Source organism: Nostoc sp. FACHB-152, assembly GCF_014697475.1.
Lineage (GTDB): Bacteria > Cyanobacteriota > Cyanobacteriia > Cyanobacteriales > Nostocaceae > Nostoc_B.
Map to the genome: position 1 here is coordinate 490,976 of NZ_JACJRV010000001.1, position 26,077 is coordinate 517,052.

Consider the following 26,077-nt stretch of genomic DNA (forward strand, 5'->3'; position numbering starts at 1 on the left):
TCTAAACTGCCTTGTTATGAACTGACGTTTGTTTTGATATGCTTTATCTACCTAATTGTAATCTATACAGATGAAAATTACTCATTTAATATAGAATATGCTTCATTAGTTATATGTTGTTTTATTTAGTAGCTTCAATTATTTAAATTTTCAGTAAATGGTTATTCAAATGATTCCAGAAACCTCCCCTCGTCCATTTTTAAAATGGGCTGGGGGTAAAAGTAGGTTGATTCAACAATATATTCCTTATTTTCCTAATTTTTACAAAAATTATTATGAGCCATTTTTAGGCGGTGGTGCTGTTTTTTTCTATTTGCAGCCAACAACAGCAATTTTAACAGATATTAATCCTGAATTAATTACTACATATCGCTGTGTTAGAGATAAAGTTGAGGATTTAATTTGCTTATTACAAGAGCATAAAGCTAAACATAGTCGGGATTATTATTACAGTGTTCGTTCTAGTTCAAGTAAAAATGATTTAGAGCAAGCGGCGCGTTTAATTTATTTGAATAAGACTTGCTATAACGGCTTATATAGATTAAACTCTCAAGGTAAATTTAATGTCCCTTTAGGTAGTTATAAAAATCCTAATATTTGCCAAGAAGATTTACTCAAGGCTGCATCTCAAGCACTTTCATTTTCTCAGATAAAACAGACAGACTTTAGCTATTTATTAACTTCTGCTACTGGTAGTGATGATTTTGTGTTTTGCGATCCGCCTTATCATCCTATCAGCAACACGAGCTATTTTACTGGCTATAATGGCAATTCCTTTGGTGAAGAAGACCAAATACGTTTACGAGATGTTTGTGCAGAACTCGCAAATCGTGGTGTCAAAGTTATAGTGTGTAATTCAGATTGCAAATTTATTAGGAAAATCTACCAAGAAATTGATTTTAAAATTTATGCGATCGCCGCATCTCGTTCTATTAATTCTAATATCCAAAAAAGAGGTATAATTAACGAATTATTAATAACTTCCTATTAAAAATTTTTGTTAGCCCAGGCAATAAATCTATCTAAACTATACACTCCTAATAAGTTATGGTTTAATGTAACTTGTTGTCTGAGCCATTGAATAGCCCCTTCTCTCATACCTTCACCACCAATCACAACAATGGTAGGTGCTGGATAATATTCCTGAATATTCATACTTAAATAAGGAAACTTTTCATCTACAGAACCGCCACTTTCTTGCCATTTGCATTCGATAATTAATCCGGCTGGAATAATAGGTAAACCAACAACATAAAAATCTACTTTCAAGAGAGTATTATAAATTCCTGCACCAATATAAACTTGCTTGGCATAGCGTTTTGGTAATAAACTGGCATTTAAAAGATGTTCTTTGCTGACGTGATTTCCTATTTGAAAATAGTTGTGTCCATTTAATGTGGCTTCTATATTACTTTCTAAAATTTTCCCTGCCTGATTTGCCCGTCTGCCTTGAGTCATAGTCATTCTCAGGCCCTCCGCCAAACTTTCTACCTATTCTAGAATTTCATGGAAGCGGCAAAATATAAATACTTACTTAATATGAATTTTCAAATCTGGATAAAGTAAAATTTTTTGGTACCCATGTACTAAAAGATGAGTGCAAAAAGTGTTCTATCTCTTCATAATCATTTTTGGCTCAGGTATTGAACTAAAAGCAGCTTTACTTACGGCAGAAAATTTACTAAGCATTTTACACAATATTTAGATGTAATCACAAATCATGCTAATAACGAACCGCAAAGTAAGCTAAGTACACAAAGAAAGATAATAAAGAAGGTGTTCACAAATAATTTAGAATTGCTGTAATACTTCAATATAAGTTCAAATCTAACAAAAGCTAAAAATTAAACAGTTAGCAAAAATCTTATATTTTTAAAAATTGGAGTATGGAAATAATATCTAATAAAAACACTAAAAAATATTTTTCTATCCAATCAATAAATTAGTAAAACCGTGTTAAGCTGACAATAGGAATCAAAAAGCAAGAACGCAAAAAGACTTCAAGAAAAATATTGGGGTAAACTCAATAAAGTCCTTTTGCTCTGGTAAATCCACTTCAATATTGCTACAACTCGTTGTAACGATAGAATCAAGCCAGATAAACAGGATAGTAACCTTAGTATACACTTGAAGTCAGCTAGAACTTGCTTGGGTAATAACTAGTAAGAGTTGTCTATACAAACTAGTATTATCAGCCAGAAATAACTATTCTAGGAGCCTGGGAAGAAAGACTCTTAGTAAAACCTGGCAAATTCAAAGAAATTAGGACAAGTACATAACAAACATAGTGCAAGCGAAATTAACTCTGTTTTATTTGCAAATTATGTTTTAGTAGTTACGTACTTTGGGAATGAAAACTGCAAGCATAGTAGATAACATTCCCTAAGATTATGGAATTTAAGCACATTTTCAAGAGTCGTTAATATATGACTCAAATCGTAGTGTTAGAGGTGGCTAATGCAGAATTATCTTTCTCTAATGTAGGATGATTTTCTCTGCATTAATTACAAGAGGATTGAATAATTTTTAGGAATAGTTGTCAGAAATACAAAAACAGCACTCGCTCAGTATCTTAGGATATCATTTGCGGCGATCGCTATGCAAAGTTATGACAAGTTATGACACATTCAAAAACAGGAAAGTTGTAATAACCATTCAGAGTGGAGTGCAATTTTGGTTGGTTGGGTTTTACCAAAAACCTGGGTTAAATTGCTACTATCAACACTCTTAAGGCTTGAGCAACCAATGGGAATCTAATTACAACAACCTGCAAAGTTTATGTCTTTGTTTTCTCAACTTTCATATGTATTAGCAGAGAAAAATTTCTTTGAAGATGAAATTTACACACACCCTATGGCAACCAGGCTACAAATACCAATTTCATCTATAGAAGTTTATTGACATCTGCATCTGATGACACTTGCAATATTCCCTAAATATAACTCCTCATGTATGCAACTTCTTACCACTATTTACTCTATAACTTTGCAATCAAAGTAATTGCAGCCTTGATTATTAGACAGTAGTTATTTATCAGTCAAAATGACTCAAAACTAATAATTAATAGCCTTTTACCAAAAGTTGCATATGTTCTAGATACTCAATCTTTTTGTTTGGTTTGTTTGTCAATACGTGCTATGTGCAAACACTCCCAACCTTTAAGTCTCAGGTAAACCTTCCATCCCATCGATAAAGTAATTGTAGGAAAACACCAACCATGAGTATTGACAAAAAAATCAGACAAATCGCTTTCTACGGTAAAGGCGGTATTGGTAAGTCTACTACTTCTCAAAACACCTTAGCAGCTATGGCAGAAATGGGTCAGCGCATCCTAATTGTAGGTTGCGACCCCAAAGCTGACTCCACCCGTTTGATGCTCCACAGTAAAGCTCAAACTACAGTTCTGCACTTGGCTGCTGAACGTGGTGCAGTCGAAGATTTAGAACTCGAAGAAGTAATGCTCACCGGCTTTCGTGGTGTTAAGTGCGTTGAGTCTGGCGGCCCAGAACCCGGTGTAGGTTGCGCTGGTCGTGGTATTATCACCGCCATCAACTTCTTAGAAGAAAATGGTGCTTACCAAGACGTTGACTTCGTATCTTATGACGTATTAGGCGACGTTGTGTGTGGTGGTTTCGCAATGCCTATCCGCGAAAACAAAGCACAAGAAATCTACATTGTGACATCAGGTGAAATGATGGCGATGTACGCTGCAAACAACATCGCTCGTGGTATTTTGAAATATGCACACACAGGCGGCGTGCGTTTGGGTGGTTTGATTTGTAACAGCCGGAACGTGGACAGAGAAATCGAACTTATCGAAACTCTGGCAAAACGTTTGAATACCCAAATGATTCACTACGTACCCCGCGACAACATTGTTCAACACGCTGAGTTGCGCCGGATGACCGTTAACGAGTACGCACCCGATAGCAACCAAGGTAACGAATACCGGATTTTGGCTAACAAAATCATCAACAACCAAAATCTTAAAGTTCCTACCCCAATTGAAATGGAAGAACTAGAAGAGTTGTTGATTGAGTTCGGTATTCTTGAAAGCGAAGAAAATGCTGCAAAAATGATTGCTACACCTGCTGAAAGCAGCACCAAGTAATTTTGATGTAGTCATAAATAATTTCTGAACAGCCAGAACCTCGGTTTGAATAAAACCGAGGTTCTGGTATTTTCTCCTTTCACAACTCAGAAAATACATTTTGAATTTCAGATAGCCTAAATTCAGCTTTGATTTATAGCAATAGTCACTTTTGTTAGGAGACTAGTACAAGGATACAATCTAGACAGCAAAAGACTTTTAACTCTGTCACCTGTCCACTGCTATAAAACAAAACTTTTTGGCAATACCTCTATTAATTAAATAAGCTTGTTTGCAATTTAATAACTACCCAATTGCAATAACTGCTTGTGTGCATAACTACCTTCACGATTCATTACCTGGTCTAGAATCGTTTCTCTGATGCTAACAAATGCTTCGCTACTTCTATCTCTAGGACGGGAAAGTTTGACAGGCAAATCTAGAGCAATTCTGCCGTCTTCAATTACAATCACACGGTCTGCTAATGCGACAGCTTCTTCGACATCATGAGTTACTAAAAAAGCTGTAAACTGCTGTTCTTGCCACAGTTTTTCAATCAATCTTTGCATATCAATCCGAGTCAGAGCATCTAAAGCTCCTAAAGGCTCGTCTAATAACAATAAGCGGGGTTGACTCACTAATGCTCTGGCTAACGACACTCTTTGTCTTTGTCCGCCAGAGAGGACAGATGGCCATTCTTCGCCTCTATCTTGCAGCCCAACTTGTTCTAATGCCCACTGCGCCCTCTCGCGCCAATTATTTTGTAGTCCCAAGCCTACGTTTTGGATAACGCGCTTCCATTCCAGCAAGCGCGGATCTTGAAACATAACTCTGACCGAACTACTCAGTTTACGCAATGGTTCACCATCTAAAAGTATTCCGCCTGCACTTGGTTTTTCTAAACCGGATACAAGGCGTAATAGAGTACTCTTACCGCAACCACTACGCCCGACAATGGCCACAAATTCTCCTGGCGATACTTCTAAATTGACTGAATTTAAAACAGTTTTTCTACCAAAAGCTTTCGTTAAATCCAAAATATTTAGTTGTGTTCCTTGTGGATGAGAACTCATAAAACCCCCTTACTACGTGGTCATTTTTAGTGAGATTTATCTAGCAAATTAAGCATTTTGATAATTAGGATGCCAAGCCAACCATGTTCTTTCTAAATATCTGGCAGTAGCATCTGCTAATTTACCCAGTAAGGCGTAAATAAAAATGCTCAAAACTACGACATCAGTTTGCATAAATTCGCGGGCATTCATTGCCATGTAACCTAACCCGGAATCTGCGGCAATTGTTTCTGCGACAATCAGTGTCAACCACATAATTCCTAAGGAAAAGCGGACACCTACAAGAATCGAAGATAATGCCCCTGGTAAAATAATTTGCCACAACAGTTGTGCTGGTTTTAATCCATAGACTCTGCCCATCTCAATTAGTCCAGGGTCAACGCTACGAATTCCATGAAATGTATTTAAGTAAAGAGGAAAAAATACCCCCATAGAGACTAGAAACAATCTTGCTTGATCACCAATTCCAAACCATAAAATTACTAGGGGAATTAACGCCAAATTGGGAATTGTTCGTAGCATTTGCAGTGAACTATCTAACAGTTTTTCGGCAACTGGAAAAATCCCATTAAGTAAACCTAAACTAAACCCAATACTGCCACCAACTAAAAAACCAGAGATGGCGCGGCCAGCACTAATACCTATATGTTGAAATAATTCTCCGGTTGAGGCTAATTTAAATGCTGTAATAACTACACCACTAGGTGCAGGCAAAATCCTAGTTGAGAGTAGCCCAATTCTTGATGATAATTCCCAAAGCACTACTACCAAAATCGGTACAATCCAAGGTACTATTTTTTGGATTTGCTGATTTTGGAAGAATTCATTCAGCGAGATGCTGCGATTTTTAATGGTTTTTAAGGTAATAGTCATGAGGCACTCGTTAGTTGTTTAGCAAATTTTTCACTGACGAGAGTGTCACCAAAAGCACTCAAGATTGGTTGTGTTGGTGGTGTTAGTTCACTCTGCAAAGGTAAGTGAGGGAATAATAATTCGGCGGTACGATAGGCTTCTTCTAGATGGGGATAGCCAGAGAAGATAAAGCTTTCTATTCCTAGTTGTTGATATTCCAACATCCTGGCGGCAACTGTTTCAGGGTCGCCGACTAAAGCAGTACCAGCACCACCACGTACTAATCCAATTCCTGCCCAGAGGTTGGGGCTAATTTCTAAGGTTTCTCGACTGCCATTGTGTAGCCCAGACATACGTCGCTGCCCTTCGGAATCGGAACTAGCGAAGGCTTTTTGTGCTTGGGCGATCGCATCTTCATCTACATATTTAATTAACTCGTTGGCTGCATCCCAAGCAGCAGACTGGGTTTCTCGAACAATCACGTGCAAACGAATGCCAAAACGCACTGTCCTACCTTGTTCGGCTGCTAGTTGGCGGACTTCGGCAATTTTTTGGGCTACTTGTTCGGGAGGTTCCCCCCAAGTTAAGTAAGCATCAATGTGTTTAGCCGCAACTCGCTTCGCCGCAGCTGATGAACCACCAAACCACAGTGGTGGATAAGGTTTTTGAATGGGTGGGAATAACAGCTTACCGCCTTGAATATCGAGATATTTGCCTTTGAAATCAACTGTCTCTCCACTCATAATTCCCCGCCAAACTGTGAGGAATTCATCAGTTAAGTCGTAGCGATCGTCATGACTTAGATGCAAACCATCTCCTGCTAATTGCTTTGGTTCTCCACCTGTGACGACATTGATTAGCAATCGCCCATTCGACATTCGATCAAATGTTGCAGCCATCCGTGCCGCAACGCTGGGGGAACTAATTCCGGGACGAATTGCCACTAAGAACTTCATCCGCTTGGTGACAGGTATCAATGAGGCGGCAGTTATCCAAGCATCTTCACAAAAAGGCCCTGTGGGTAATAAAGCACCTGTATATCCCAAGTTATCTACAGCTTGGGCAATTTGCTGTAAATACTCTGGAGTCGCATCCCGCCCTCCAAGTTGTGTTCCTAAATAGTGTCCGTCACGCGCCGTGGGAATAAACCAAAGAATTTGCATTATTGTTAAGCTGGCTTAATAACTACGGTTATTCGGTAGAGTTACCGTATTTAATAGTGATGATTGTAGCGCAAATTAAGGAAAAATCAAGTCCTAATTTTAGAGAGGTTAGAGGCTAGAGGCTGGGGGTTAGAAAAGATAGGGTTTGTTTGTGGATTTTTTGTCCTCTAGAAACTGAAGCTCGTGCGAATCGCACCTACCCAAATCGGATCATTCGCATCATTATGTTCTGGATTTGTAATGAAATAACAAGTTGGGGTGACTCTAATGTTGTCATTGACCCGGAACGTATAAAAAGCCTCTAAATGTAACGCTGTATCAGGATCTTCTCGACGTGCTGCGGCTGGTGTAGGTCGATAATCGTTGCTGGTTACTTTCGGCGGTACACCAACAATAAACCCACCGACATTACCCTCTTTAAACAAGTCTGGAAAAGCCAAGGTGAGTGCGCCATTAACTATCGTTGCATCGTTATCAGGGCCACCTTCTTGATGAGCTAATGTGTAACCAAACCAACCACCTAAAACAAAACGCTGACTTGCTCTCCAGTTAAATTGCAGCCCAAAATTATCGGTTGTGGTGGCGTTCTGTTGAAAAGGATTTCTAGCAAAAGTACTACCTGTACCACCAGTGAGATTAAAATTAGTTCCACCCCCGAAATATTTGCGTGCATAAGTTAGACCAACATCTAACTGACGACTAGGCGATAAGGTAACTTGAGCAAATGCAATGCTGTTGGCATTAAAAAATCCGTTATCTTCGTCTGGTAGATTGGCTTGATTATTATTGGCTGTGTAACCTAAGCTTAATTGCAATTGATTACTAAACTTATATCCTAAAGCTGCACCAGCACCATCAAAACCAGGACGATAAACGGTAGGGTTAAATGTGGCAAAACGAGAAAGAGCGCCATTTAAACCACCAATTGAAGCATTAAGTGTGGGAGCATAAAGTGCTGGTTGCAATGCTCTAGGCCCTACCCACACAGTGGCGTTTTTACCTAGAGGAAAACGGTAAACCAACTGGCTAAGATAGACTCCGGTGTTACCGTCGCTATCAAATGTAAAACGGGTCATTGCCGTCCCGGTACTGGTGGTCAAGTTAGGAATTGTGTTGTACGACAGAATCGTTGACAACTGATCTTTACCAGTAAAACTAGTTTGAAATGTCAGTCGAGAGCGATAAGCGAAAAAAGTTTGAGTATCATCTTTAGTATCACTAGCTGCTGTGTTGTTGGCGCGATCGCCAAAGGTATCTCCTACCACAAATATCGCATCACCAAGTAATTTGGTAGTGGTGGAGAACTGATTAGCTTCTACCTCAGCAGTACGTACTTCTAAGTTTTCTATCTTTCCGCGTAACTCTTGCAGTTCTGGTGCAAATTCGGCTTGCAGCTTTTGGAGAGTCGCTAAATCTTCTTTTTTCACCAAATCAGCAGTATTAGAAGCAATTAATTCGCTCAACCTATCAAGTGCTGCATTTAACCCAGCTGCAAATTCATAGCGAGTTAAGGCGCGGTTCCCTTTGAATGTAGCATCTGGATATCCGGCGATCGCTCCATAACGCTCCACAAGAGATTGCAAAGCCTGAAATGCCCAATCTGTAGGTCTAACATCAGATAGTTGCGACACTGATGTGACTTGTCCTGTGATTTCGGCAGATTCTTGAGCTTGTGTATCTAGATTAATCACAGACGCAGGTAATTCAGCTTGATTGCTCTGCACAAGATTACTTTCTGCTACACTCTCTTGCCTTGCCGGGGTTGTTTTTGGTGCAATATCTGCATACGCTAATGAAGCAAAAAATAAAAATCCATTAAAAATGGTAGGAATAACTAAGAAATATTTCCACAAAACGCGATACATGGGTTGTTTCTCACCTTGTTGACTGGATTTATATTTTGTCTAAAGCTAATAAAATCTGATGACACAGCAAACATCGTTATTTATTTTTACTTAACAATAAATAACAAGCTATTTGCTGAACATATCTTTCCGTGAGATGGGATTTTTATGCTGATGAGAATTTTTTAGTTCTTAATTATTCTCAGGCTCAGAATAAAGTTCATAGTTACGCTAGTGTATCTGCCTAAACTAGAGCTAATTCAATGCTAATTTTTTCTAGATTTATGACGTGTTTGTCAAGTAATTTTTTGAAAAAATTATCTAATTTTTATGACAAACAAATAGTAGCTATAAGTATTTATTAACTTTTTGAAATTTTTTTTGTTTTTGGTTGTACCATCACAAAATATATGGCTACTATTGTTTTTTACTGACTTAGCTATTCGATTAGTCAGATTGACACTACTTTAGAAACACCCCAACTTGTGGTCTATCATCAATAGCAAATACTTTAATAACAGTAAGTCTATCGACTTTATGTAGTTTATAACTACTCTTGTGATAGTTGCATAAACTAATGTAAAAAGCAAGCTCTTTTTGTTGACATAAATGTTACTTCATATAACGTTACTTGGAAATGGATTAGGAGGCTTGCTTTTTTTGAGGAACCGTGAGAGACTTCGTTATGGTTAAAATACGGTAAATCGGTCAAGTTGCCGTATTAAACTAGAAGCCAATCTGCTGGCAATCAGCCGCAAAAACTTACATACCGAGGCTGTTAGTAAGCAGTTAGCAAAGGGAAATATTTTCTCCGGTGTGCAGCTATCGATGAGGAGAGAAAGTGAATGTTGAAGACGTTAGCAAATAATATTGCACTCAATTTAGAAGTAGATGTACTTGTAATTGGAGGTGGCCCGGCAGGTACATGGGCTGCATGGAGTGCTGCGTCTGATGGTGCGAGGGTAGTGCTTGTAGACAAAGGCTACTGTGGCACATCTGGATGTGCTGCGGCCTCTGGTAATGGAGTGTGGTATGTGCCACCCGAACCAGAAGCGCGAGAAACGGCAATGGCAAGTAGAGAATCATTAGGGGGATTCTTAGCCAATCGCCGTTGGATGACTCGTGTTTTGGATCAGACTTTTGCAAACGTCAACTTATTAGCTGATTGGGGCTATCCTTTTCCTACTGATGATGAAGGTAAACCCTATCGGCGATCGCTACAAGGCCCAGAATATATGCGGCTAATGCGGCGGCAAATTAAACGCTCTGGAGTGCAAATAATAGATCACAGCCCCGCCTTAGAACTACTAGTAGACGAAGAAGGTAGAGTTGCAGGTGCAACAGGAATCAACCGTCAAACTAGCGAAAAATGGAGAGTGCTATCAGGAGCCACCATCATTGCCACCGGTGGTTGTGCATTCTTGAGTAAAGCGTTAGGGTGCAACATCCTAACGGGGGATGGTTACTTAATGGCAGCAGAAGCAGGTGCCGAAATGTCGGGTATGGAGTTCTCCAATGCTTACGGCATCTCTCCTGCCTTTTCCTCAGTCACCAAAACCCTCTTTTATAACTGGGCTACCTTCACATACGAAGATGGCACACCAATTCCCGGAGCAGGTTCCCAACGAGGACGCTCTGTAATTGCCGAAACCTTGCTGCAACAGCCAGTTTACGCCATTTTAGATCAAGCTTCCGAAGAAATGCGGGCATCAATGCGTGTAGCACAGCCCAACTTCTTTTTACCCTTTGACCGGGCGCGTATTGACCCATTTACCCAACGTTTCCGCATTACCCTACGCCTAGAAGGTACAGTGCGCGGCACAGGTGGGATTCGGATTGTCGATGAAACCTGCGCTGCCTCTGTACCAGGACTCTATGCAGCAGGCGATGCCGCTACCCGCGAACTCATTTGCGGCGGGTTCACAGGTGGCGGTAGTCATAATGCAGCTTGGGCGATTTCCTCCGGTTATTGGGCGGGACATTCTGCCGCCCAGTATGCCTTAAGTTTAGGACAGCAAGCAAATCAACGTCGTGTTCGAGGTGTGGGTGAAGCAGTGTTGCAACCAAAAGCTGAAAACTCGTCTAGCCTCAACCTCCACGAATTTATCCAAGCAGTACAAACTGAAGTCTTCCCCTACAATCGTAATTATTTCCGCACCGAACAAGGCTTAACAGAGTCCCTTTCCCACCTCAATAGCTTGTGGCAGATAATCCGCGATACCCAAATAGAAGACCACCAACTCATCCGCGCGCGAGAAGCCGCCGCAATGGTAGCCACAGCGCGATGGATGTACAACAGTGCTTTGGAACGCAAAGAAACGCGCGGAATGCACAAACATCAAGACTATCCCCAACAGGATGCTAATCAACAACATTACTTAATTAGTGGTGGTTTAGACCAAGTTTGGGTAAAAAGTGAACCACTCAATAGCGTCGATAAATCTCTATTAAAAACAGGAGTAGCGGCGTGATTGAGTTAGTCAGCGAGTCACGATGTATTGAGTGCAATCTCTGCGTTAACGTTTGTCCTACCAATGTATTTGATGCTGTACCTGATGCACCGCCAACAATTGCACGTCAGAATGATTGCCAAACTTGTTTTATGTGCGAATTGTATTGCCCCGTTGACGCTCTTTATGTAGCACCAGAAACTGAGCTACAAACCTCAGTCAACGAGGCAGAATTGGCGGCAAATGGATTACTTGGCAGCTACCGCAAAAATGTCGGTTGGGGAAAGCAACAAACTCCCACTGCTAAAAAAGATCAAACATTTAACGTTTTAAAACAGATGAAATGAAGGGATGTTGAGAGTTGACTGTTAACGGTTAACTGTCAGTCGTCAACGAACCTCTATTCTGATACCATTTCACCCTATAAATGATACAAATAATTTCTCCTCTGCCCCTCTGCCCACGCCAGTCGCTACAAGTCGGGAAACCCGCCCAACGCGCTGGCTCCCCTGCGGCCTATTTGTATCAAACTTAAAGTGAAACGGTATGACTCCTGAATTTTGATTCCACAACGGAGAAAACACATTATGCTGTCGTTTGCAGTAGGGACTGGTGTTGTCAGTCAAAATCAATTGACTTCAAAATTATCAACTCTAGTAGTTTGCTTCCTGCTGCTATTAACAACAGCTTGTAGTCAAGGTAGTAACTCTAGCGTTCAAGCTGAAAATGCCAAAGCAACTGCACCTACCTTACGCATAGGCTATGTAGGTAGTTCAGAGCCAACAGGGCCATTAGGTTGGGCAAAGCAAAAGGGAATATTAGAGCGTGAACTGCAAAAAGCGGGGTTTAAGAATATTACCTTTGCTCGATTTCCTAACGGCCCCGATTTAAATGAGTCTCTTGTAGCAGGACAAATAGATGTTGGATCTCTTGGAGATACACCAGCTATAGTTCTGAGAGCTAGAGGAATTAACACAAAACTACTGCGGATTACTCAAGTTAATAACACGGCTTGGCTAGTAGCGAAAAAAAATGGCCCACGTTCTTTAACTGAGCTTAAAGATCAAAAAATAGCTACCCAAAAAGGTTCTTATATGCATCGATACTTATTGGGTCTATTAGATGAGGCTAAACTTACTAAAGATGTCAAGGTTGTTCACTTAATGAGTACTGAGGCTAAGTCTGCTTTAGAGCGTGGTGATGTGGCTGCCTATGCGACTTCTAGCGATTTAGGGCCTTTTCTCAAATCACAAGGATTTCCAATAATTGATTCATCAGCGAATCATCAAGGTTTGTCAGGCACATCCTTAATAATAGCTACAGAAAACTTTTTGGTTAAACAACCTGATTTTCCTCAGAAGTTCAACACAATTTTGACAGCAGCAGCCAAAGATTTAAAAGCTAACTCAGAAGAGTATTATCGGTACCATGCTCAGACTACTAAGTATCCCCTCAATATTGTGAAAGTCTCCTACCCACTACAACAGGTTTCAGAAGAACCATTCCCAGCCGACGGGGTAAAGCTTTTAGAAGGTACTAAGAAATTTCTGGTATCTCAGCATTTAGCCAAGTCAGATTTTGCATTCAAAGATTGGGCTGTGAATGCACCACAGCGTTAGAAACTCTCGGTGGCTCAATTGAAAGAATTTTTTATCTATCCTTTAGAAGGATACACCAAACTCAACCGCGACATCTTCAAAAATACTGCTGTTGAGAACATTTAGAAAAATATTTGGCTAGCGTCAGTCGTTAGTCATTGAGTAATTAAGGTGTCTACTCGTTAACTCATAAGGTGGACATTTAAACGTCCACCTTACTTTCCTAAATTCAACGTGAGTTCGATGAACTAAAAAATGGCAGGAGGCAGTGCAGGTAAATCTTTTGGATAAATGTCAATCGACGGTTTATTGGGCAAATATGTGTAAGCAGCCAAACCAGCCATTAGATTGACCAAAAAGTTAAACACACTACGATGCCGAGAGTATTCTATTTGACACATATTTTTGAGATGGTCATTGACGGACTCAATTACCGCTCGTTTGCGTAAAAGAATTTTATCAATCAGTTTTACCAAACGGTTTTTCATCTTCTTCTTTGATTTAGTTACTAACTCTAAACCTCGCTCATATAACTCTTCAAATAATTTTTGTGAAATATATCCTCGGTCTCCAAAGAGTTTACCAATTAAATCTTTAGTCATATCTGGTACTGGCTTCCGGTCGTCAACATTGGCAGGAGTCAGCTTGAATGCTAACAACTCTCCACAATCGTTAATAATCAAATGAAGTTTAAATCCAAAGTGCCAGCCAACAGAATTTTTACCCCATCTCACTAAGCCTTTAAAAACTTTATGGGCGTGGGAGCGGCAATTATGACAAACATCAATCGGAGTAGAATCGATAAAACTAATCCCTGTTATCTCCCCTGTACGTGTATGCAAAAAACAACACAACAACATTAAACACCAAGGCATGAGTTCTACAAACCTTGTGTAGCTGACCAAGTTGGGAAACGCTCCACGCCAGCTTTGTAGCACGTGCAACGTGTCAAACTCTTTGAAAGTCTTATAACCACTACCATGAAATGCAATTACTATTGTCATCACTTCTGACAAATGCATCCTTGAGCGACTACGACGCTCTCCCTTTGTCGATGGTAACTGTGGTATTTGTTGCCACAAGTTCTCCCAGTGGTTGCAAAAATCATCTACGTCCCAGAAAATTTGTGTGATGTCGAGGCGAGATACAATGGTAGACATAGCCGAGACCTGGTTTTATTTGATATTTTTAGTCTCGGCGTTTTTTTGTGACTTTTTTCCCCATTCTCAATCAATCTTAGCGAGCGCTCTTTAGTACCCAGTTTCTCGCGCTTTATATCTTGCAAGCTTTTTGGCTTTTTATAACCGTCGAACTCACGTTAATACAGAGGGGTCGTCAGTACTTGTGGCTTGCAGGCGTAGCAGGCTGGAAACCAGTTGCATATTGTTTTTAACTCGATGATATACCTCTCGCAGTAAGACTTCTTTTTCCTGAAGTGATGATCGCAGTTGGCGTTCAATCTGTTTGCGGCTGCTAATGTCTCCCAAAGAACCGACCATGCGAACCGGATTACCCTGCTCATCCCAAACTGCGATCGCCCGATCTAGAACCCATTTATACGTGTGATCTTGACACCGCATTCGGTATTCCACCGCAAAGGCGGAAATTTTCTGGCTCAGGTAATCCTGTTTTGTCGTCATCACTCGCTCTACATCTTCCGGATGAATCAAGTTGAACCAGCTTTGCTCATTAGACCCAAACTCCTGCTTAGAAAAGCCCAGGATCTCGTAGAATCGGTCTGAATGAAAAGCTTCATGAGTTTTGATATTCCAGTCCCAAATGCCGTCATTGCTACCCTGAATAGCTAGTTGCCAGCGTTCTTCGCTCTGCCGCAAAGCTTCCTCCACCTGTTTGCGATCGCTCACATCCAAAACGATGCCATACCAAAAAATTTCGTTGTTTTCTTGCCGTTCCGGGCGAGAATTTACTCGTAACCACTTCACCTGACCTGATGGGGAAACGATGCGATATTCGTGAAAAAACGGTGTCATGGTTTTCAGGCTATGATTCCGGGCTGCAAAATAATCAGCACTATCATCTGGGTGAATCTGGTCGTAAATGGGGGCAGGATCTTGCAAAAGTTGTTCTGGTGATATTTCTCTCAGTTCCCAGACTGCCGGACTGACGTATTCAAAACGGATGAGAGAACCATCGAGATTAGTGACTAGAATGTAAATTTGGGCAGGTGAAGCCGCAGCAATTTTTTGAAAGCGGGCTTCACTTTGCCGCAGTGCTGCTTCTGCTTGCTGGCGTTCTGTAATGTCATTGCCAACGATGAGAAAACAGGAAAGGTCATCGATATCAATGAATTCGGCTGAGGCGATCGCAGTGCGGGCTTCTCCTGTTTTTGTGCGGATAACACATTCCAGATTCCGCACACTTCCCAGTTCCAGTAGGTGTCGCTGAACCATTCCTTGATCGCCAGGATTGATGAATAGCTGAAACTCATCTGCATGATGACCGAGCATTTCCTCACGCTCATAGCCAAACAATTGACAAAAGGCATCATTGATTTCCACGATGCGCCGATCTTGCAGAGAAGTAATGGCGATCGCATGGGGTGAAATGTGAAAAATTTGCTGAAACTTTGCCTCTGCTTGCAATCGACCGAGAACTTCTTGCCGGAGTTGCTGGGTTCGCTCTTGAACGCGCTGTTCTAGTTCTTGGTTTAGTTGCTGCAATTGGGCTTCCGCCTGCTGACGATGAGCTAGTTCTTGTTGTGCTTGCTGATAGAGTTGGGCTTGCTGAATGGCGATCGCTAATTGATCGGCAACTTTACAGGCAAGCTCTACTTCTTCATCCTTCCAAGGAGGCTTTTGTTGGGGATTTGCCAGCGATAGGGTACCCCAAATCGTCCCATTGACGACAATCGGGATGATTAGCCAGATAGAGCGAAAGATTTTGGCGATTTCTTGATTTACTGCATCGTTTACCTGATCTATGCCATTGATCCGCACAATTTGAAATTGCTTGATTTGAGCAGCGTAGAGATTACCCTCATCCGGAATTTCAAACCCTGTAATATCAGGCAGTGATTCATCTATGCGATGACAAGCCACTACACGCCAAGATGAGTTATCAGGAAAATACTTGACAATTGTCGTGCGATGAATGCCCAAAAGCTGAGTCACTTCAGCCATTGTGGTGGAAAAGATGGTGGATAAATCCAGAGAGTTACGAATACTTTGCACGACTCGATTTAGGGCTTGTGCTTGTTGTGCCTGTTGTTGTAAGACACTCTCAGCGTTTTTGCGTTCGCGCAGCGCGGCTTGCCGTTCGCTGATATCCATCAGCAAGCCATCCCAAATCACATCACCATTAACTTGCAGTTCTGGGTGAGCCGCACCTTGCACCCATTTCAGCAAACCAGAGGGGGTAATAATCCGCCATTCCCAAAACCAAGGTTGTAAAGTCTGGGCAGATGCCACAATCGAGGTTCGCATGGCGGCTGCGTCATCTGGATGCACCAAATTCCAAATTAAGGAAATATCCTGCTCAATTGCCGCAGCCTCGATTTCCCAAAGACTTTGACTGCCAGGACTCATGTAGAATACCTCATCCGATCCATCGGGATGAAGCACATAACGATAAATTACCCCTGGCACATTCGCGGACAAATGGCGAAATCGCGTTTCAGCCAGTTTACTTTCTGTGATATCCTGAGCTATCCCGGCTCGACGAATCGCTCTCCCGGTTGCGTCAAACACAGGGAATCCGCGATCGCAAACCCAACGCATTGTTCCATCAGGCCGAACAATCCGATACTCAATTTCAAATGGTGTGCTGGTATGACTTTGCAGGTGACTAATTACACGCTGGCGATCAATCGGGTGAATGGCATCAATAAATGATCGGGGATTCTCATATAAACTCTCGCAGTTTCTTCCCCAAATCTTTTCATAAACAGGGCTAACAAAGAGCATTTGCTCTATTTCTACATCCGCCAACCAGAAAACTTCTTGAATGTTGTCTGCCAGTTGCCGAAACTTTTCTTCACTTTGGCATAAGCTGTCAAAGGATGCTTGAAGTTGCTGCGCCATTTGGTTAAAGGACTCAGCCAAGACATTTATTTCTTTGATGCTGTGTTGCTGCTCGATGCGGTATTCAAGATCGCCTTCTGCCAAAGCTTCTACAGCTTGGCTCAGGCGGTGAATTGACAGAGCCAGCCAACGCGAAGTTAAAAACCCCAAGCTTGCTGACAAAAGCAGTGCTACTAAGCAAAGCCAGAGTGTGGCTTGAGTATGAGCATGAATTTGCTCTGCAAACAGTGAAAAATACCCTGTTAGTCCTGTTATCACCAAAATTTGTAGAGTAACGGAACCAATTAGAACAATCTGCAAAGAAATGTAATGGCGAATTTTGCCAGAATCTTTTAAATTCTTAGCTGGCATGGTCTAACAGATCTTTTAGCAAGGTGCCTCTTTTTTGCACGTATTCAAATGTTTCCTCAATAATGAGGTAATCGCATGGCTACATGAGTAATGTAGCAAATTAGAGGCAGAATTATGTTGATTTCTCCCATTTGCTCCTGCTAAAATAGCGATCGCTTCGCTTGACCATTCTTCAGGTTGTGACACAGGCGCGGTGAAACTTTTACCCTTACTCCCCCATCGGAAACCGCCGCATCATTTGGGTCAACACCATCCCCCGCATACACAACCTCACCCGACATCGCAATCACAATTCTCTGTTTCCTCGCCCACTCAAACTAATTCTTCACAGCAGACTTGACCTGTGCTGACTCCGGCTTCCGTCCCTCCTTACAAGCTGTCACAAACACATGAGTATGGCTTTCCAATTACGCAGTTTATTAAACTGGAACTTTTCTATTAATTCTCCCTAAAAGTAACTGAAGAACCAAAATTATTTACTTCTTCATCTTCAATGCGTGAATTTGAAATTTTGAATTGATTTTGTTATAGGTCTTTTTCTGCGATTGCTCTGCTTCCTACATTTAGATTGATATATTCTTCTTCAAGAAAAATATTAGAAAAGCAATCTTGGATAAAAATTAATACGAATTTTATTTATTTAAAGTTTATATGTATAAATTTTAATACTTTTATAGAAAATTTAAATACTTTTGAATAAATTTAAATTTTTGGTAATTTTAGGTGAAAAGTTTACAATTTTCAATGCTATGTCAGCTATTTTACTTAACTAATATAATTTCTAAAAATCAGTAGAAATTCTCAGTCATTTAATTATTAAAACACTTAAAAAAGTAAAAGGTTGAATAACTAGATAAGGGAGAAATAGTCTAGTTTTATAAGGCGAACTGCTTAATTAAACAAAATACTTCGGACAATAGTACATTAGTTCAAAGTTGGATTTTCTCTAAAAGATATCTGGAACCAGTGACCAAGCCCCGTTGGGGCGGGTGTAGGGAAACAGACAGCCCCAACAATCAGTGCAGTACTGTTTGCATAGTAAAAAAGAATTCTAAAGTAATTAGTTTCAAGGGAATTCCATGAGTCAAAAGTTAACTGTACAAGAGTTTGGGATTGTTATTGCTGTCAAAAATCATCAGCCAACTATTCTGAATCCTGATTTCTTGAAATACAGTGGTATAGTACCAGCCGATTGGGAATTAGCTCGACAAACCATTTTTACCAATAATGTAGTTCAGATAACTTATACATCAGGCATTAATATTGTCGCTGAACCAAACCGGATCATGTTTTTGGAAGCGATTGAAGGAAAAGAGTTAGCACAAGTAATGATTCCAGATATTGTTCGTAAATACGTGCAGGCTTTACCGAACCTAGAATATGAAGCTCTTGGGATCAATCCTAGAAAACATATTACTTTTGAGCAACAGCACCAAGCCAGCAAATATTTAAGTGAAAAATTATTATTGCCTGGAGAATGGCAAGAAATAGGTCAAGCAAAGGTTAGAGCATCCTTAAACTTAGCATATACTCTAGAACGCAGTCCTTTCTATCTCAGCATTAACGAAGCGGCAATCCGCCAAGAAGACGAAACAATGACTCCTATTGTGATGTTCAATGGCAGTTTTAGCTACGAGCTATCAGGAGATAATATTACTGAACGCTTGCTAGGATTACAACAAGTACTCGATAACTGGCAAGCAGATTTAGAAATTTATCAAGAAATTATTAACAACAAATTCCTGCGCCAGACAATAGATAAATTTCCTTAAATGCCTGCCCCCTAAAGGCGGATGCCCCGGCGAATGACCGCTTACAAGAGTTCTCATGATTAACACCAAAAACATTGTCAAACCACCCGAAAGGCAAGCAAAGTTGCAACTCCAAGATGGTCGGATGCTGGCATGGTCTGAATGGGGGCCTGTTGAGGGGCTGCCAGTTTTATTCTGCACCGGAGCAGGAATGAGTGGACGACTTGGTTTTGGTGCCAGTGACCTTCCAGATCTCGGCTTGAAACTAATTGCTATTGATCGCCCTGGTGTAGGCTTATCCGACCCACACCCTAACAAAACCCTATCCTCTTGGGTAGACGACACACAAGAATTTATTCAAGCTAATCATCTCGATAATCTTCTGTGCGTTGGATTTTCTCAAGGCGCACCGTTTGCTCTTGCTCTTGCTGGGCGCAATCTTGTTAAAGCGATCGCAATTGTATCAGGGCAAGACGAACTTACTCATGAGCGTTTGAAGCCGTTGCTGCATCCAGATGTCGAAAGGATGATTTCTGCTGTCCAACAAGATCCTATAAAGTTTGAGCAGCAATTTGCACAAATGGCTACTCCAGAGGGAATGTGGCAGTTAATTATTGGTATGAGTAGCGAATGCGACCGAATCCTATATGAAGATGTTACATTCCGTGCAGCATACCAACAAGCTTTGATAGAAGGTTTTTCTCAAGGCGCACACCCCTATGCACGAGATCTTGTGAATGCACTCAGTTCATGGAGTATAAAATTGGAGGAAATCACCATTCCTGTAGATCTTTGGTATGGTGCTTTAGATACCAGTACAGTTCACTCCCCGGATTTTGGTGCAACATTAGCCTTGCGTTTACCCAATGCCACACACATCATCGACCCAAAACAAGGGGGATCTCTTCTCTGGACAAGAGCTAGAGATATTCTCACCAAATTACAATCTCATATTTCTATTAGATAACTCTGAAAGATAATCACAATTCTTTTCAGCAGGCTAAATTCGCCTCGGTCAGTGGAACGTTACGTTTAGGAGTCGCGATATTACTTAATGCAAAATTAATCTTTTTCTTAATTTTGCATTTTGAATTTTGAATTCAAAAAAGGTCAAGGTTGACTTCTCTCCGCACTAGAAAGGAGCCGCCTATCGCGCAGAGAAAATTTTACAAGGTTGGTGTTAACGGTTTGATTTTGGGATTGCTAAGGATAGTGTCAAGAGTGGTTTATTAGTCGTGAGCAAGCCAGAACAGCCTTCAGAACAAGAGAAGCATTCCGAAAAACAAATGATTGTCGAAGGTCTTCTCATTGTTTTCTTGTTGCTTCCATCTCTATTGTTCATTTTTAGTATGGTGATTACGGATTATTTAGCTGAAAGGCCGCCGATTCGGTCGCTTGATGATGCCGCTAGAAACTCAAAGGCTCTAGCTTGCGAATTAAGGAAGCAAAACGAAGGTGGCGATTCGGGAGATTGTCGCAAATGAGATGATGTGGGAAACGTGATCGGGCCAGCTTGGAGAAATTTTTTGAACATAAGTTCATGAGCAGTTGGGACTCAATTAGAAAATTTTATGATGGCAGCCCAATGAGGGAATTTTTAGGAGAATAGTTAAGTAGAACGGCTTAAATATTTGTAGTTGGGGTAAGGCAGGAGGGAAGAGGGATTTTCGATTCCCCGAATCGGAATCTGACTTTTCCCGTTATCTTCTTGACTGAGCGATCGCGTACTATACCCCTAGCCCAAAGCCCTATTCTCTGGTGATTCATTGTCATTAATTTTAAGTAATTGAGAATAAACTATAGTCTGAAACCCTTACTATTTCGTTGTTTCACAACTTAACTGGAAAATTCAGGCCATAGCACACGCTGTGAGCGAGAGTTGTTGAGATGATGGACAACGCTCATAATAGCTAGTTTCTACCTCGAAGAGCGCATTTCTTGCTGCCGCATAGGCATAGCATCAATTTGCTCAAAAATCGCCTTCACTTCGACTGGTGTAGTGTCTTGGCGCTTAACACCACCATCTTTGCCTACCAAAATAACGCGAAAATTTTGTTTATCCACCCCAAAGCGATTTCGCAAATTAGCAGCAGAAGATTCATCTATTAACTGTCCGTTGGCATAGCTTTTATCTGTTGCCAAAACCTGAACGAGAACTAAATCCCGGTCTGTAAAACCGTTTTGGTGCTGGTTAAATAACTGCATCTGTTGCTGATAGGTACGGTTATTAACAGACGGCGCAAAGACTAGTAGCACACGGTTTTGCCATTTTTGGGAACTAAGGTTAAATGAAGACATTTTGATGGCTTGGGTTGAACCTTGGGCAGTACCACCAATGCTAATTGGCGATAGAACTATAGACGCGGTGAGGGTCAGGACAATTAATACTGAGTTATTCACTTCGGCGGTTGGATGAGCATTCCATCATTTCAAACTATCATTAGTTTCCCCGCTCTGACTCTATCTGATGATTGAATAAGTGTGATGCTTACCCTCAAGCGCATAGACGGCTTCGCTGTTTTGGTGTTTGTCCTTTAAGAATTCCCGGAGACAGGCGATCGCCACTAACTTTGTGCCAGTTGTACTAAGTAAGTAGGTGGGAAAAAACAAAACTATCTTTGATATCAAAATTGATAGCCTATGTTGGGGCGAATGGTGCAGCAGACTTTGGGGCAAGCCAGTTTATAAACTACCAGTCGTCGCTTGCTCATATTTAGCAAAGCGATGACCTAGACACCAATAATCTATGCAAGCCTAAGTGCAAAGTTGTAACGGTCGATCAATCGTGCTGATAAAAGCAACCTCCCGTATTTTAGGGGCTGCTTGATTCATTCTCGAAAACTTTTGGCAGCTTGAATGTAGGAATTTAATGCTCTATTTTTTTCTTAATTCGTGCATATCCCTCACGACTTTGGTAACTATGTTTCTGGGTGCAAATTTGACGGAATTAGCTAATATCTTATTTCTGAAACCAGGAATCACAATAGTTTTATTTGCCATTAAACTATCGTAGCCAATTTTAGCGACAGTCTCACTATTCATCATTCTATTAACATGAGAAATCTTGGCTTCTTCCATTGCGGCTGCTTTTTGAAATTCTGATGCTGTCGGCCCTGGACAAAGAGTAGTTACTGTTACGCCTGTACCCTCTAATTCATTAGCAATCGCTTCAGAAAATGATAAAACATAAGCTTTAGTTGCAAAATACACTGCCATTAGTGGCCCTGGTTGAAAAGCTGCAACTGAAGCAACATTTAATATTTTTCCATAGTCTTGGCAGATCATATCCTTGAGGAATAACTTAGTTAAATGGGTGAGACTCACTATGTTTACCTGTAACATTTTGAGTTCTATATTGAGGTCAGTTTCGCTAAATACTCCATAAGTACCAAATCCAGCATTATTAACTAATACATCAATTTTGATCGCTGCTTGCTGTAATTCAGTGAATATTTCTTCTGGAGATGTTGATATCGATAAATCTTTAACTAAAATTTTGACAAAAATACCAAAATTTATGGTAAATTCTTCAGCAATTACCGCCAGTTTTTCTTCATCTTTATCTACTAAAACTAGATTGTAATTATGACGCGCAAAAATGTTGGCTAATTGATAGCCAATTCCATGCGCTGCTCCTGTAATAAGCACATTTTTTTGGGTATATTTATGATGATTTTTCATTTGATACAATGACTAATGTAACTTTAATACAACAATAAAGCTCTTAGATGAACATTATTGAAAGTTGTCTTTAGTAACCTTTGGACAATTCAAAATAACCATATTAGTCTCCTATCAAAAAATCTGTAGTCTTTGATTCACTATTGTTAACCTAATGAAGTTTGTTGCCTATCCCATTGAGCAACTTCGATTCTGTCAAAATCCTGAAGCTTACTTGGCAGATATTGATAAGCTACTTCTCTAGCAAACTTTGTCGCACTAATTTTGGGAAAATTAAAATACCGTATTGACTGTTACAGTTAGGCATTGTCAGTTCACCTAACATTTGAAGCTAATAATAAGTCGGGAGAAATAAACACAACAATAAAGTGAAGGAATATAACGTCAATATTCCCGATGTTTATCAATTTTTTAGTCGTACTCTAATTCTGCAATCGGAACGATATGGAACTCTAGCCAAGAGAAGCCAGGGTGTTCCGGAATATATGTCAACAGGCTCAACACAGGTAATACGTGCAGCAATTAAATAAATTGCACATATTGCCTGATATTGTAGCCCTAGCTTTTCATATTCTCACGAGATATTCTCTCTTTTTGAGTGGATTAGCTCGGTATCTTCCAAAAGTTTAGAAAATAGCCAAGTAAAATTAAGAATTATGTTGGACACTACTCACAAGTATTTAATTCTTGGGGCTGGTTTTGCGGGATTGGGTATGGCTGAAGCACTCAAGAGCGCGAGTATTCCCTACGACCAAGTTGATGCCAGCGATGACATTGGTGGAAATTGGTATCATGGTGTGTATGAAACTGCACACATCATTTCATCACGGAAGATTACCCAATTTTCCCATTTCCCCATGCCGGATAATTATCCTGACTTTCCCAGCGCTCAAAATATACGGGATTATTTAAACTCCTTTGCTGACCATTTTGAGTTACGTAAAAATATTGAACTGAATCGTCAAGTTAGCTACGTGCGACCTGTTGAGAATAATTTTTGGGAAGTTACCTTTGATAATGGGGAACAGCGAATTTACAAAGGGATGATCATTTGTAATGGTCATCACTGGTGCAAACGTTTTCCCAAATTCAAAGGAGAATTTGATGGGGAGATAATTCACTCCAAAGATTATAAAAATCCCCAGCAACTAAGTGGTAAGAGAGTTCTGGTGATTGGTGGAGGGAATTCAGCTTGTGATATAGCCGCAGAAGCAGCTAGGGTGGGAGCTAAATCTGTCTTGAGTATGCGTGAATCTGTGTGGTTTATTCCTAAAACCTTTGTAGGTGTTCCAGTTTCCGATTTAACCCAATGGTGGATGCCACAATGGTTTCAACGGTTTATGGCTTATGTAATTATTCGGCTGACCTTCGGTAAGCACAAAGATTATGGTCTACCCGAACCTAAATATCGAATTTTTGATAAACACCCAACCTTAAATAATGAGGTGCCTTACTATATTAAACACGGTCGCATTACCTATAAACCAGAGGTACGATATTTAGATGGTAGGGAAGTTGAATTTGCGGATGGTAGTCGAGAAACCTTTGATCTAATTGTTTGTGCAACTGGGTTTCATCTTGCCTATCCATTTTTACCTCCAGAACTGCAACGAGTGGAAGGAGCAACAGTGAAATGTTATGGAGGGTCATTTCTTGAAGATTACAAAGGAATTTACTACATCGGTTGGGGACAAGCTAGAGGAGGTGTTGGTTCTGTATTTTCCGCTTTTGCACCCATATTTACCCGTTTTCTTAAACTCCAGGATGAAATTAAAATTCCTATGGGTTTAGTCCTCAAAAAAATGGGACAGCAACTACCCACAACCCATCTTGAAGATCCGCAAAAGATTTTTCGGGAATTAAAATTAGTCAATCTGCTTTTTCAACGGATGGTTCAAAAAGCTCACCGAATTGATTCCCAGTATTCCCAGTTTGAAAATCATCCACTACCACCCTTGCTACAAAAATTAGTTAGTGGGACTTAGGCATTATGTAAAAATAAGTTGTACCAATTTAATTGGGAATAAGCTGTTAGCCTTACTTCCCAATCAAAAGTGTTCCAGTTATTCTTGCAAAGTCAGAGCATTACTTTTTTAGAACTCATAGGGGGTAAGTTGCGTTACCCCGACTGAGAAGTTAAAATTTCAAGATTCAAAAAGTGCTTTTGTACGATACAATCCGCCATCATGACTGAATGAGACTGCATTGAATGGCTAGTATCTGAATGCACTATCTCTGATACTCCAATTGGTGAAATATTGGAGGCAGAAGCTATTGAATTACTTGCCACGCGGCTCTTGACACCACTACAAATTGAACAACATTTGACACTAGCTTTAGAGGCTGCATATCGAGTCAGTCGTGGTTAAGCCTGTGACTACGGTGATTGTGGAGTCATTTCTGTCGAAGCAAATTGACGATTTGGAACCCACTCTCACAAGGCATGGCTATGATGTTAGGGGCTTGGCGGAACAGTTCAATGCCAAACCGGCTGAAATTAAATCGCTATTTCGTGGGCAACTTGATCCAACTCCTTAATTACTTCCACGCCATCGAGGGCGGCGAATTTTCCTAGCTTATATAGATAGGTGCAAGCTTTCTTTCTGCTGCGGCTGTTGGGTTCGGTTTTATATACTACTTCTATTAGTACATGAAGAGTGAGACTGCGTTCCCCGTCCAGTTTATTAAAGATGCTTTGATAGTCCTTCCAGGTAGTCTGTGCTGCATCCGTCTTCTTGGTTTTCTGCCAGTGGTCTTCTTGAAAGCGTTTAAGCCATTCAGATATTAGCTGCGCTTCCTCTGGTGTCTCAATCCAGTTAGACCAAGAAAATTTCCCAGATTCCAATTCAAGCCCCATCTGCTTGGCTTTGATAACAGATGCTTGCAATCCTGCTGGTGTGGCATTCAATCCCAAGGAAACTTTCTGCTGATACGATTGTTGTTTATTGGTATGGGGTTTAGGTGGTAGCGTAGCCCTAAGCCAAAGCTTACTACCTCTGCGCTCAATAGTTACCTTCGTGTTAGCAGCGCGAAGCTTGCTGTTTGCTTCGTCGATTTTTTGGTCAATATCTGGCACTAAATTTGTGACTAAATAAACGGCAGATATTGACGTACTTTGACACAATTTGGCATAATCTGACTTATGTCAGATTTACCCCAGTAAAGGGTTTGACTTGTTTTCTGT

At 40.7% G+C, this 26,077-nt stretch carries 21 protein-coding genes; 10 read left to right on the forward strand and 11 right to left on the reverse strand.

Features of this window, described 5'->3' with window-relative positions:
* Window positions 1-157 precede the first annotated feature (157 nt).
* On the forward strand, window positions 158-991 hold the full coding sequence (locus tag H6G76_RS01950) for a DNA adenine methylase (RefSeq protein ID WP_190694705.1): 834 nt from the start codon (window positions 158-160) through the stop codon (window positions 989-991).
* Here the strand turns inward: H6G76_RS01950 and H6G76_RS01955 are convergent.
* Window positions 988-1,464 (reverse strand): PD-(D/E)XK nuclease superfamily protein, encoded by a 477-nt coding sequence (locus H6G76_RS01955; RefSeq protein WP_190694707.1) that lies wholly within the window; start codon window positions 1,462-1,464, stop codon window positions 988-990. The genes H6G76_RS01950 and H6G76_RS01955 overlap by 4 nt on opposite strands.
* A gap of 1,753 nt (window positions 1,465-3,217) precedes the next feature.
* Between H6G76_RS01955 and nifH the strand changes: the two genes are divergently transcribed.
* The gene (gene nifH / locus H6G76_RS01960; RefSeq protein ID WP_190694709.1) at window positions 3,218-4,111 is read left to right on the forward strand and encodes a nitrogenase iron protein; all 894 of its coding nucleotides are present in this window, start codon (window positions 3,218-3,220) and stop codon (window positions 4,109-4,111) included.
* 278 nt (window positions 4,112-4,389) lie between these two features.
* On the opposite strand, the gene H6G76_RS01965 is transcribed toward nifH, so the two are convergent.
* From H6G76_RS01965 to H6G76_RS01980, 4 genes are all read right to left on the reverse strand, one after another.
* Window positions 4,390-5,163: an ATP-binding cassette domain-containing protein gene (locus H6G76_RS01965; protein WP_190694711.1), complete on the reverse strand. Its 774-nt coding sequence runs from the start codon at window positions 5,161-5,163 to the stop codon at window positions 4,390-4,392.
* A 48-nt stretch (window positions 5,164-5,211) separates the two neighbouring features.
* Complete coding sequence (gene ssuC / locus H6G76_RS01970; RefSeq protein ID WP_190694712.1) at window positions 5,212-6,036, reverse strand: aliphatic sulfonate ABC transporter permease SsuC; 825 nt, start codon at window positions 6,034-6,036, stop codon at window positions 5,212-5,214.
* Window positions 6,033-7,178: an FMNH2-dependent alkanesulfonate monooxygenase gene (gene ssuD / locus H6G76_RS01975; protein ID WP_190694714.1), complete on the reverse strand. Its 1,146-nt coding sequence runs from the start codon at window positions 7,176-7,178 to the stop codon at window positions 6,033-6,035. The genes ssuC and ssuD overlap by 4 nt, the downstream gene beginning before the upstream one ends.
* Before the next feature lie 167 nt (window positions 7,179-7,345).
* Window positions 7,346-9,043: an iron uptake porin gene (locus H6G76_RS01980; RefSeq protein WP_190694715.1), complete on the reverse strand. Its 1,698-nt coding sequence runs from the start codon at window positions 9,041-9,043 to the stop codon at window positions 7,346-7,348.
* Between the two features lie 824 nt (window positions 9,044-9,867).
* Here H6G76_RS01980 and H6G76_RS01985 point away from each other — a divergent pair.
* The 3 genes from H6G76_RS01985 (at window position 9,868) to H6G76_RS01995 (ending at window position 13,091) form a co-directional block, all read left to right on the forward strand.
* Window positions 9,868-11,493 (forward strand): FAD-dependent oxidoreductase, encoded by a 1,626-nt coding sequence (locus tag H6G76_RS01985; protein ID WP_190694717.1) that lies wholly within the window; start codon window positions 9,868-9,870, stop codon window positions 11,491-11,493.
* The gene (locus H6G76_RS01990) at window positions 11,490-11,819 is read left to right on the forward strand and encodes a 4Fe-4S binding protein (RefSeq protein WP_190694719.1); all 330 of its coding nucleotides are present in this window, start codon (window positions 11,490-11,492) and stop codon (window positions 11,817-11,819) included. Before H6G76_RS01985 ends, H6G76_RS01990 begins: the two co-directional genes overlap by 4 nt.
* A 240-nt stretch (window positions 11,820-12,059) precedes the next feature.
* Window positions 12,060-13,091 (forward strand): ABC transporter substrate-binding protein, encoded by a 1,032-nt coding sequence (locus H6G76_RS01995; protein ID WP_190694721.1) that lies wholly within the window; start codon window positions 12,060-12,062, stop codon window positions 13,089-13,091.
* A 227-nt stretch (window positions 13,092-13,318) separates the two neighbouring features.
* On the opposite strand, the gene H6G76_RS02000 is transcribed toward H6G76_RS01995, so the two are convergent.
* The 3 genes from H6G76_RS02000 to H6G76_RS02010 all read right to left on the reverse strand — a co-directional run bounded on the left by H6G76_RS02000 (window position 13,319) and on the right by H6G76_RS02010 (window position 17,751).
* On the reverse strand, window positions 13,319-14,230 hold the full coding sequence (locus tag H6G76_RS02000) for an IS982 family transposase (protein WP_190694722.1): 912 nt from the start codon (window positions 14,228-14,230) through the stop codon (window positions 13,319-13,321).
* A gap of 153 nt (window positions 14,231-14,383) precedes the next feature.
* Window positions 14,384-17,461, reverse strand: a complete 3,078-nt coding sequence (locus tag H6G76_RS02005; protein ID WP_190694730.1) for a PAS domain-containing protein — start codon at window positions 17,459-17,461, stop codon at window positions 14,384-14,386.
* Between the two features lie 140 nt (window positions 17,462-17,601).
* Window positions 17,602-17,751, reverse strand: a complete 150-nt coding sequence (locus H6G76_RS02010; RefSeq protein ID WP_190694821.1) for a hypothetical protein — start codon at window positions 17,749-17,751, stop codon at window positions 17,602-17,604.
* A 789-nt stretch (window positions 17,752-18,540) separates the two neighbouring features.
* Here H6G76_RS02010 and H6G76_RS02015 point away from each other — a divergent pair.
* The 3 genes from H6G76_RS02015 (at window position 18,541) to H6G76_RS02025 (ending at window position 20,696) form a co-directional block, all read left to right on the forward strand.
* Entirely contained in the window at window positions 18,541-19,233 is a 693-nt protein-coding gene (locus tag H6G76_RS02015) for a hypothetical protein (protein ID WP_190694731.1), read from the forward strand.
* Between the two features lie 55 nt (window positions 19,234-19,288).
* Window positions 19,289-20,179, forward strand: a complete 891-nt coding sequence (locus tag H6G76_RS02020) for an alpha/beta fold hydrolase (protein WP_190694733.1) — start codon at window positions 19,289-19,291, stop codon at window positions 20,177-20,179.
* Between the two features lie 268 nt (window positions 20,180-20,447).
* Complete coding sequence (locus tag H6G76_RS02025; protein WP_190694735.1) at window positions 20,448-20,696, forward strand: hypothetical protein; 249 nt, start codon at window positions 20,448-20,450, stop codon at window positions 20,694-20,696.
* Window positions 20,697-21,129: 433 nt separating this feature from the next.
* Here the strand turns inward: H6G76_RS02025 and H6G76_RS02030 are convergent, their stop codons facing one another.
* A complete protein-coding gene (locus H6G76_RS02030; RefSeq protein WP_190694737.1) occupies window positions 21,130-21,612 on the reverse strand; it encodes a DUF4174 domain-containing protein in 483 nt (160 codons plus the stop codon).
* Between the two features lie 474 nt (window positions 21,613-22,086).
* Window positions 22,087-22,893: an SDR family oxidoreductase gene (locus H6G76_RS02035; protein ID WP_190694738.1), complete on the reverse strand. Its 807-nt coding sequence runs from the start codon at window positions 22,891-22,893 to the stop codon at window positions 22,087-22,089.
* A gap of 368 nt (window positions 22,894-23,261) precedes the next feature.
* Between H6G76_RS02035 and H6G76_RS02040 the strand changes: the two genes are divergently transcribed.
* Window positions 23,262-23,423 carry a hypothetical protein gene (locus H6G76_RS02040; RefSeq protein WP_190694740.1) on the forward strand — a complete coding sequence of 54 codons (162 nt, stop codon included), beginning with the start codon at window positions 23,262-23,264 and terminating at the stop codon, window positions 23,421-23,423.
* A gap of 126 nt (window positions 23,424-23,549) precedes the next feature.
* Entirely contained in the window at window positions 23,550-24,878 is a 1,329-nt protein-coding gene (locus tag H6G76_RS02045) for an NAD(P)/FAD-dependent oxidoreductase (RefSeq protein WP_190694742.1), read from the forward strand.
* A gap of 512 nt (window positions 24,879-25,390) precedes the next feature.
* On the opposite strand, the gene H6G76_RS02055 is transcribed toward H6G76_RS02045, so the two are convergent.
* Complete coding sequence (locus H6G76_RS02055) at window positions 25,391-25,969, reverse strand: hypothetical protein (RefSeq protein ID WP_190694744.1); 579 nt, start codon at window positions 25,967-25,969, stop codon at window positions 25,391-25,393.
* Between the last annotated feature and the right edge of the window lie 108 nt (window positions 25,970-26,077).

Bases quoted from the DNA above. Each gene is read 5' to 3' on its own strand.
- H6G76_RS02035 (WP_190694738.1), bottom strand. From the start codon at position 22,893: ATGAAAAATCATCATAAATATACCCAAAAAAATGTGCTTATTACAGGA.
- H6G76_RS01985 (WP_190694717.1), top strand. From the start codon at position 9,868: ATGTTGAAGACGTTAGCAAATAATATTGCACTCAATTTAGAAGTAGAT.
- H6G76_RS01980 (WP_190694715.1), bottom strand. From the start codon at position 9,043: ATGTATCGCGTTTTGTGGAAATATTTCTTAGTTATTCCTACCATTTTT.
- ssuD (WP_190694714.1), bottom strand. From the start codon at position 7,178: ATGCAAATTCTTTGGTTTATTCCCACGGCGCGTGACGGACACTATTTA.
- ssuC (WP_190694712.1), bottom strand. From the start codon at position 6,036: ATGACTATTACCTTAAAAACCATTAAAAATCGCAGCATCTCGCTGAAT.
- H6G76_RS01995 (WP_190694721.1), top strand. From the start codon at position 12,060: ATGCTGTCGTTTGCAGTAGGGACTGGTGTTGTCAGTCAAAATCAATTG.
- H6G76_RS01950 (WP_190694705.1), top strand. From the start codon at position 158: ATGGTTATTCAAATGATTCCAGAAACCTCCCCTCGTCCATTTTTAAAA.
- H6G76_RS02015 (WP_190694731.1), top strand. From the start codon at position 18,541: ATGAGTCAAAAGTTAACTGTACAAGAGTTTGGGATTGTTATTGCTGTC.
- nifH (WP_190694709.1), top strand. From the start codon at position 3,218: ATGAGTATTGACAAAAAAATCAGACAAATCGCTTTCTACGGTAAAGGC.
- H6G76_RS01955 (WP_190694707.1), bottom strand. From the start codon at position 1,464: ATGACTATGACTCAAGGCAGACGGGCAAATCAGGCAGGGAAAATTTTA.
- H6G76_RS01965 (WP_190694711.1), bottom strand. From the start codon at position 5,163: ATGAGTTCTCATCCACAAGGAACACAACTAAATATTTTGGATTTAACG.
- H6G76_RS02020 (WP_190694733.1), top strand. From the start codon at position 19,289: ATGATTAACACCAAAAACATTGTCAAACCACCCGAAAGGCAAGCAAAG.
- H6G76_RS02005 (WP_190694730.1), bottom strand. From the start codon at position 17,461: ATGCCAGCTAAGAATTTAAAAGATTCTGGCAAAATTCGCCATTACATT.
- H6G76_RS02045 (WP_190694742.1), top strand. From the start codon at position 23,550: ATGTTGGACACTACTCACAAGTATTTAATTCTTGGGGCTGGTTTTGCG.
- H6G76_RS02000 (WP_190694722.1), bottom strand. From the start codon at position 14,230: ATGTCTACCATTGTATCTCGCCTCGACATCACACAAATTTTCTGGGAC.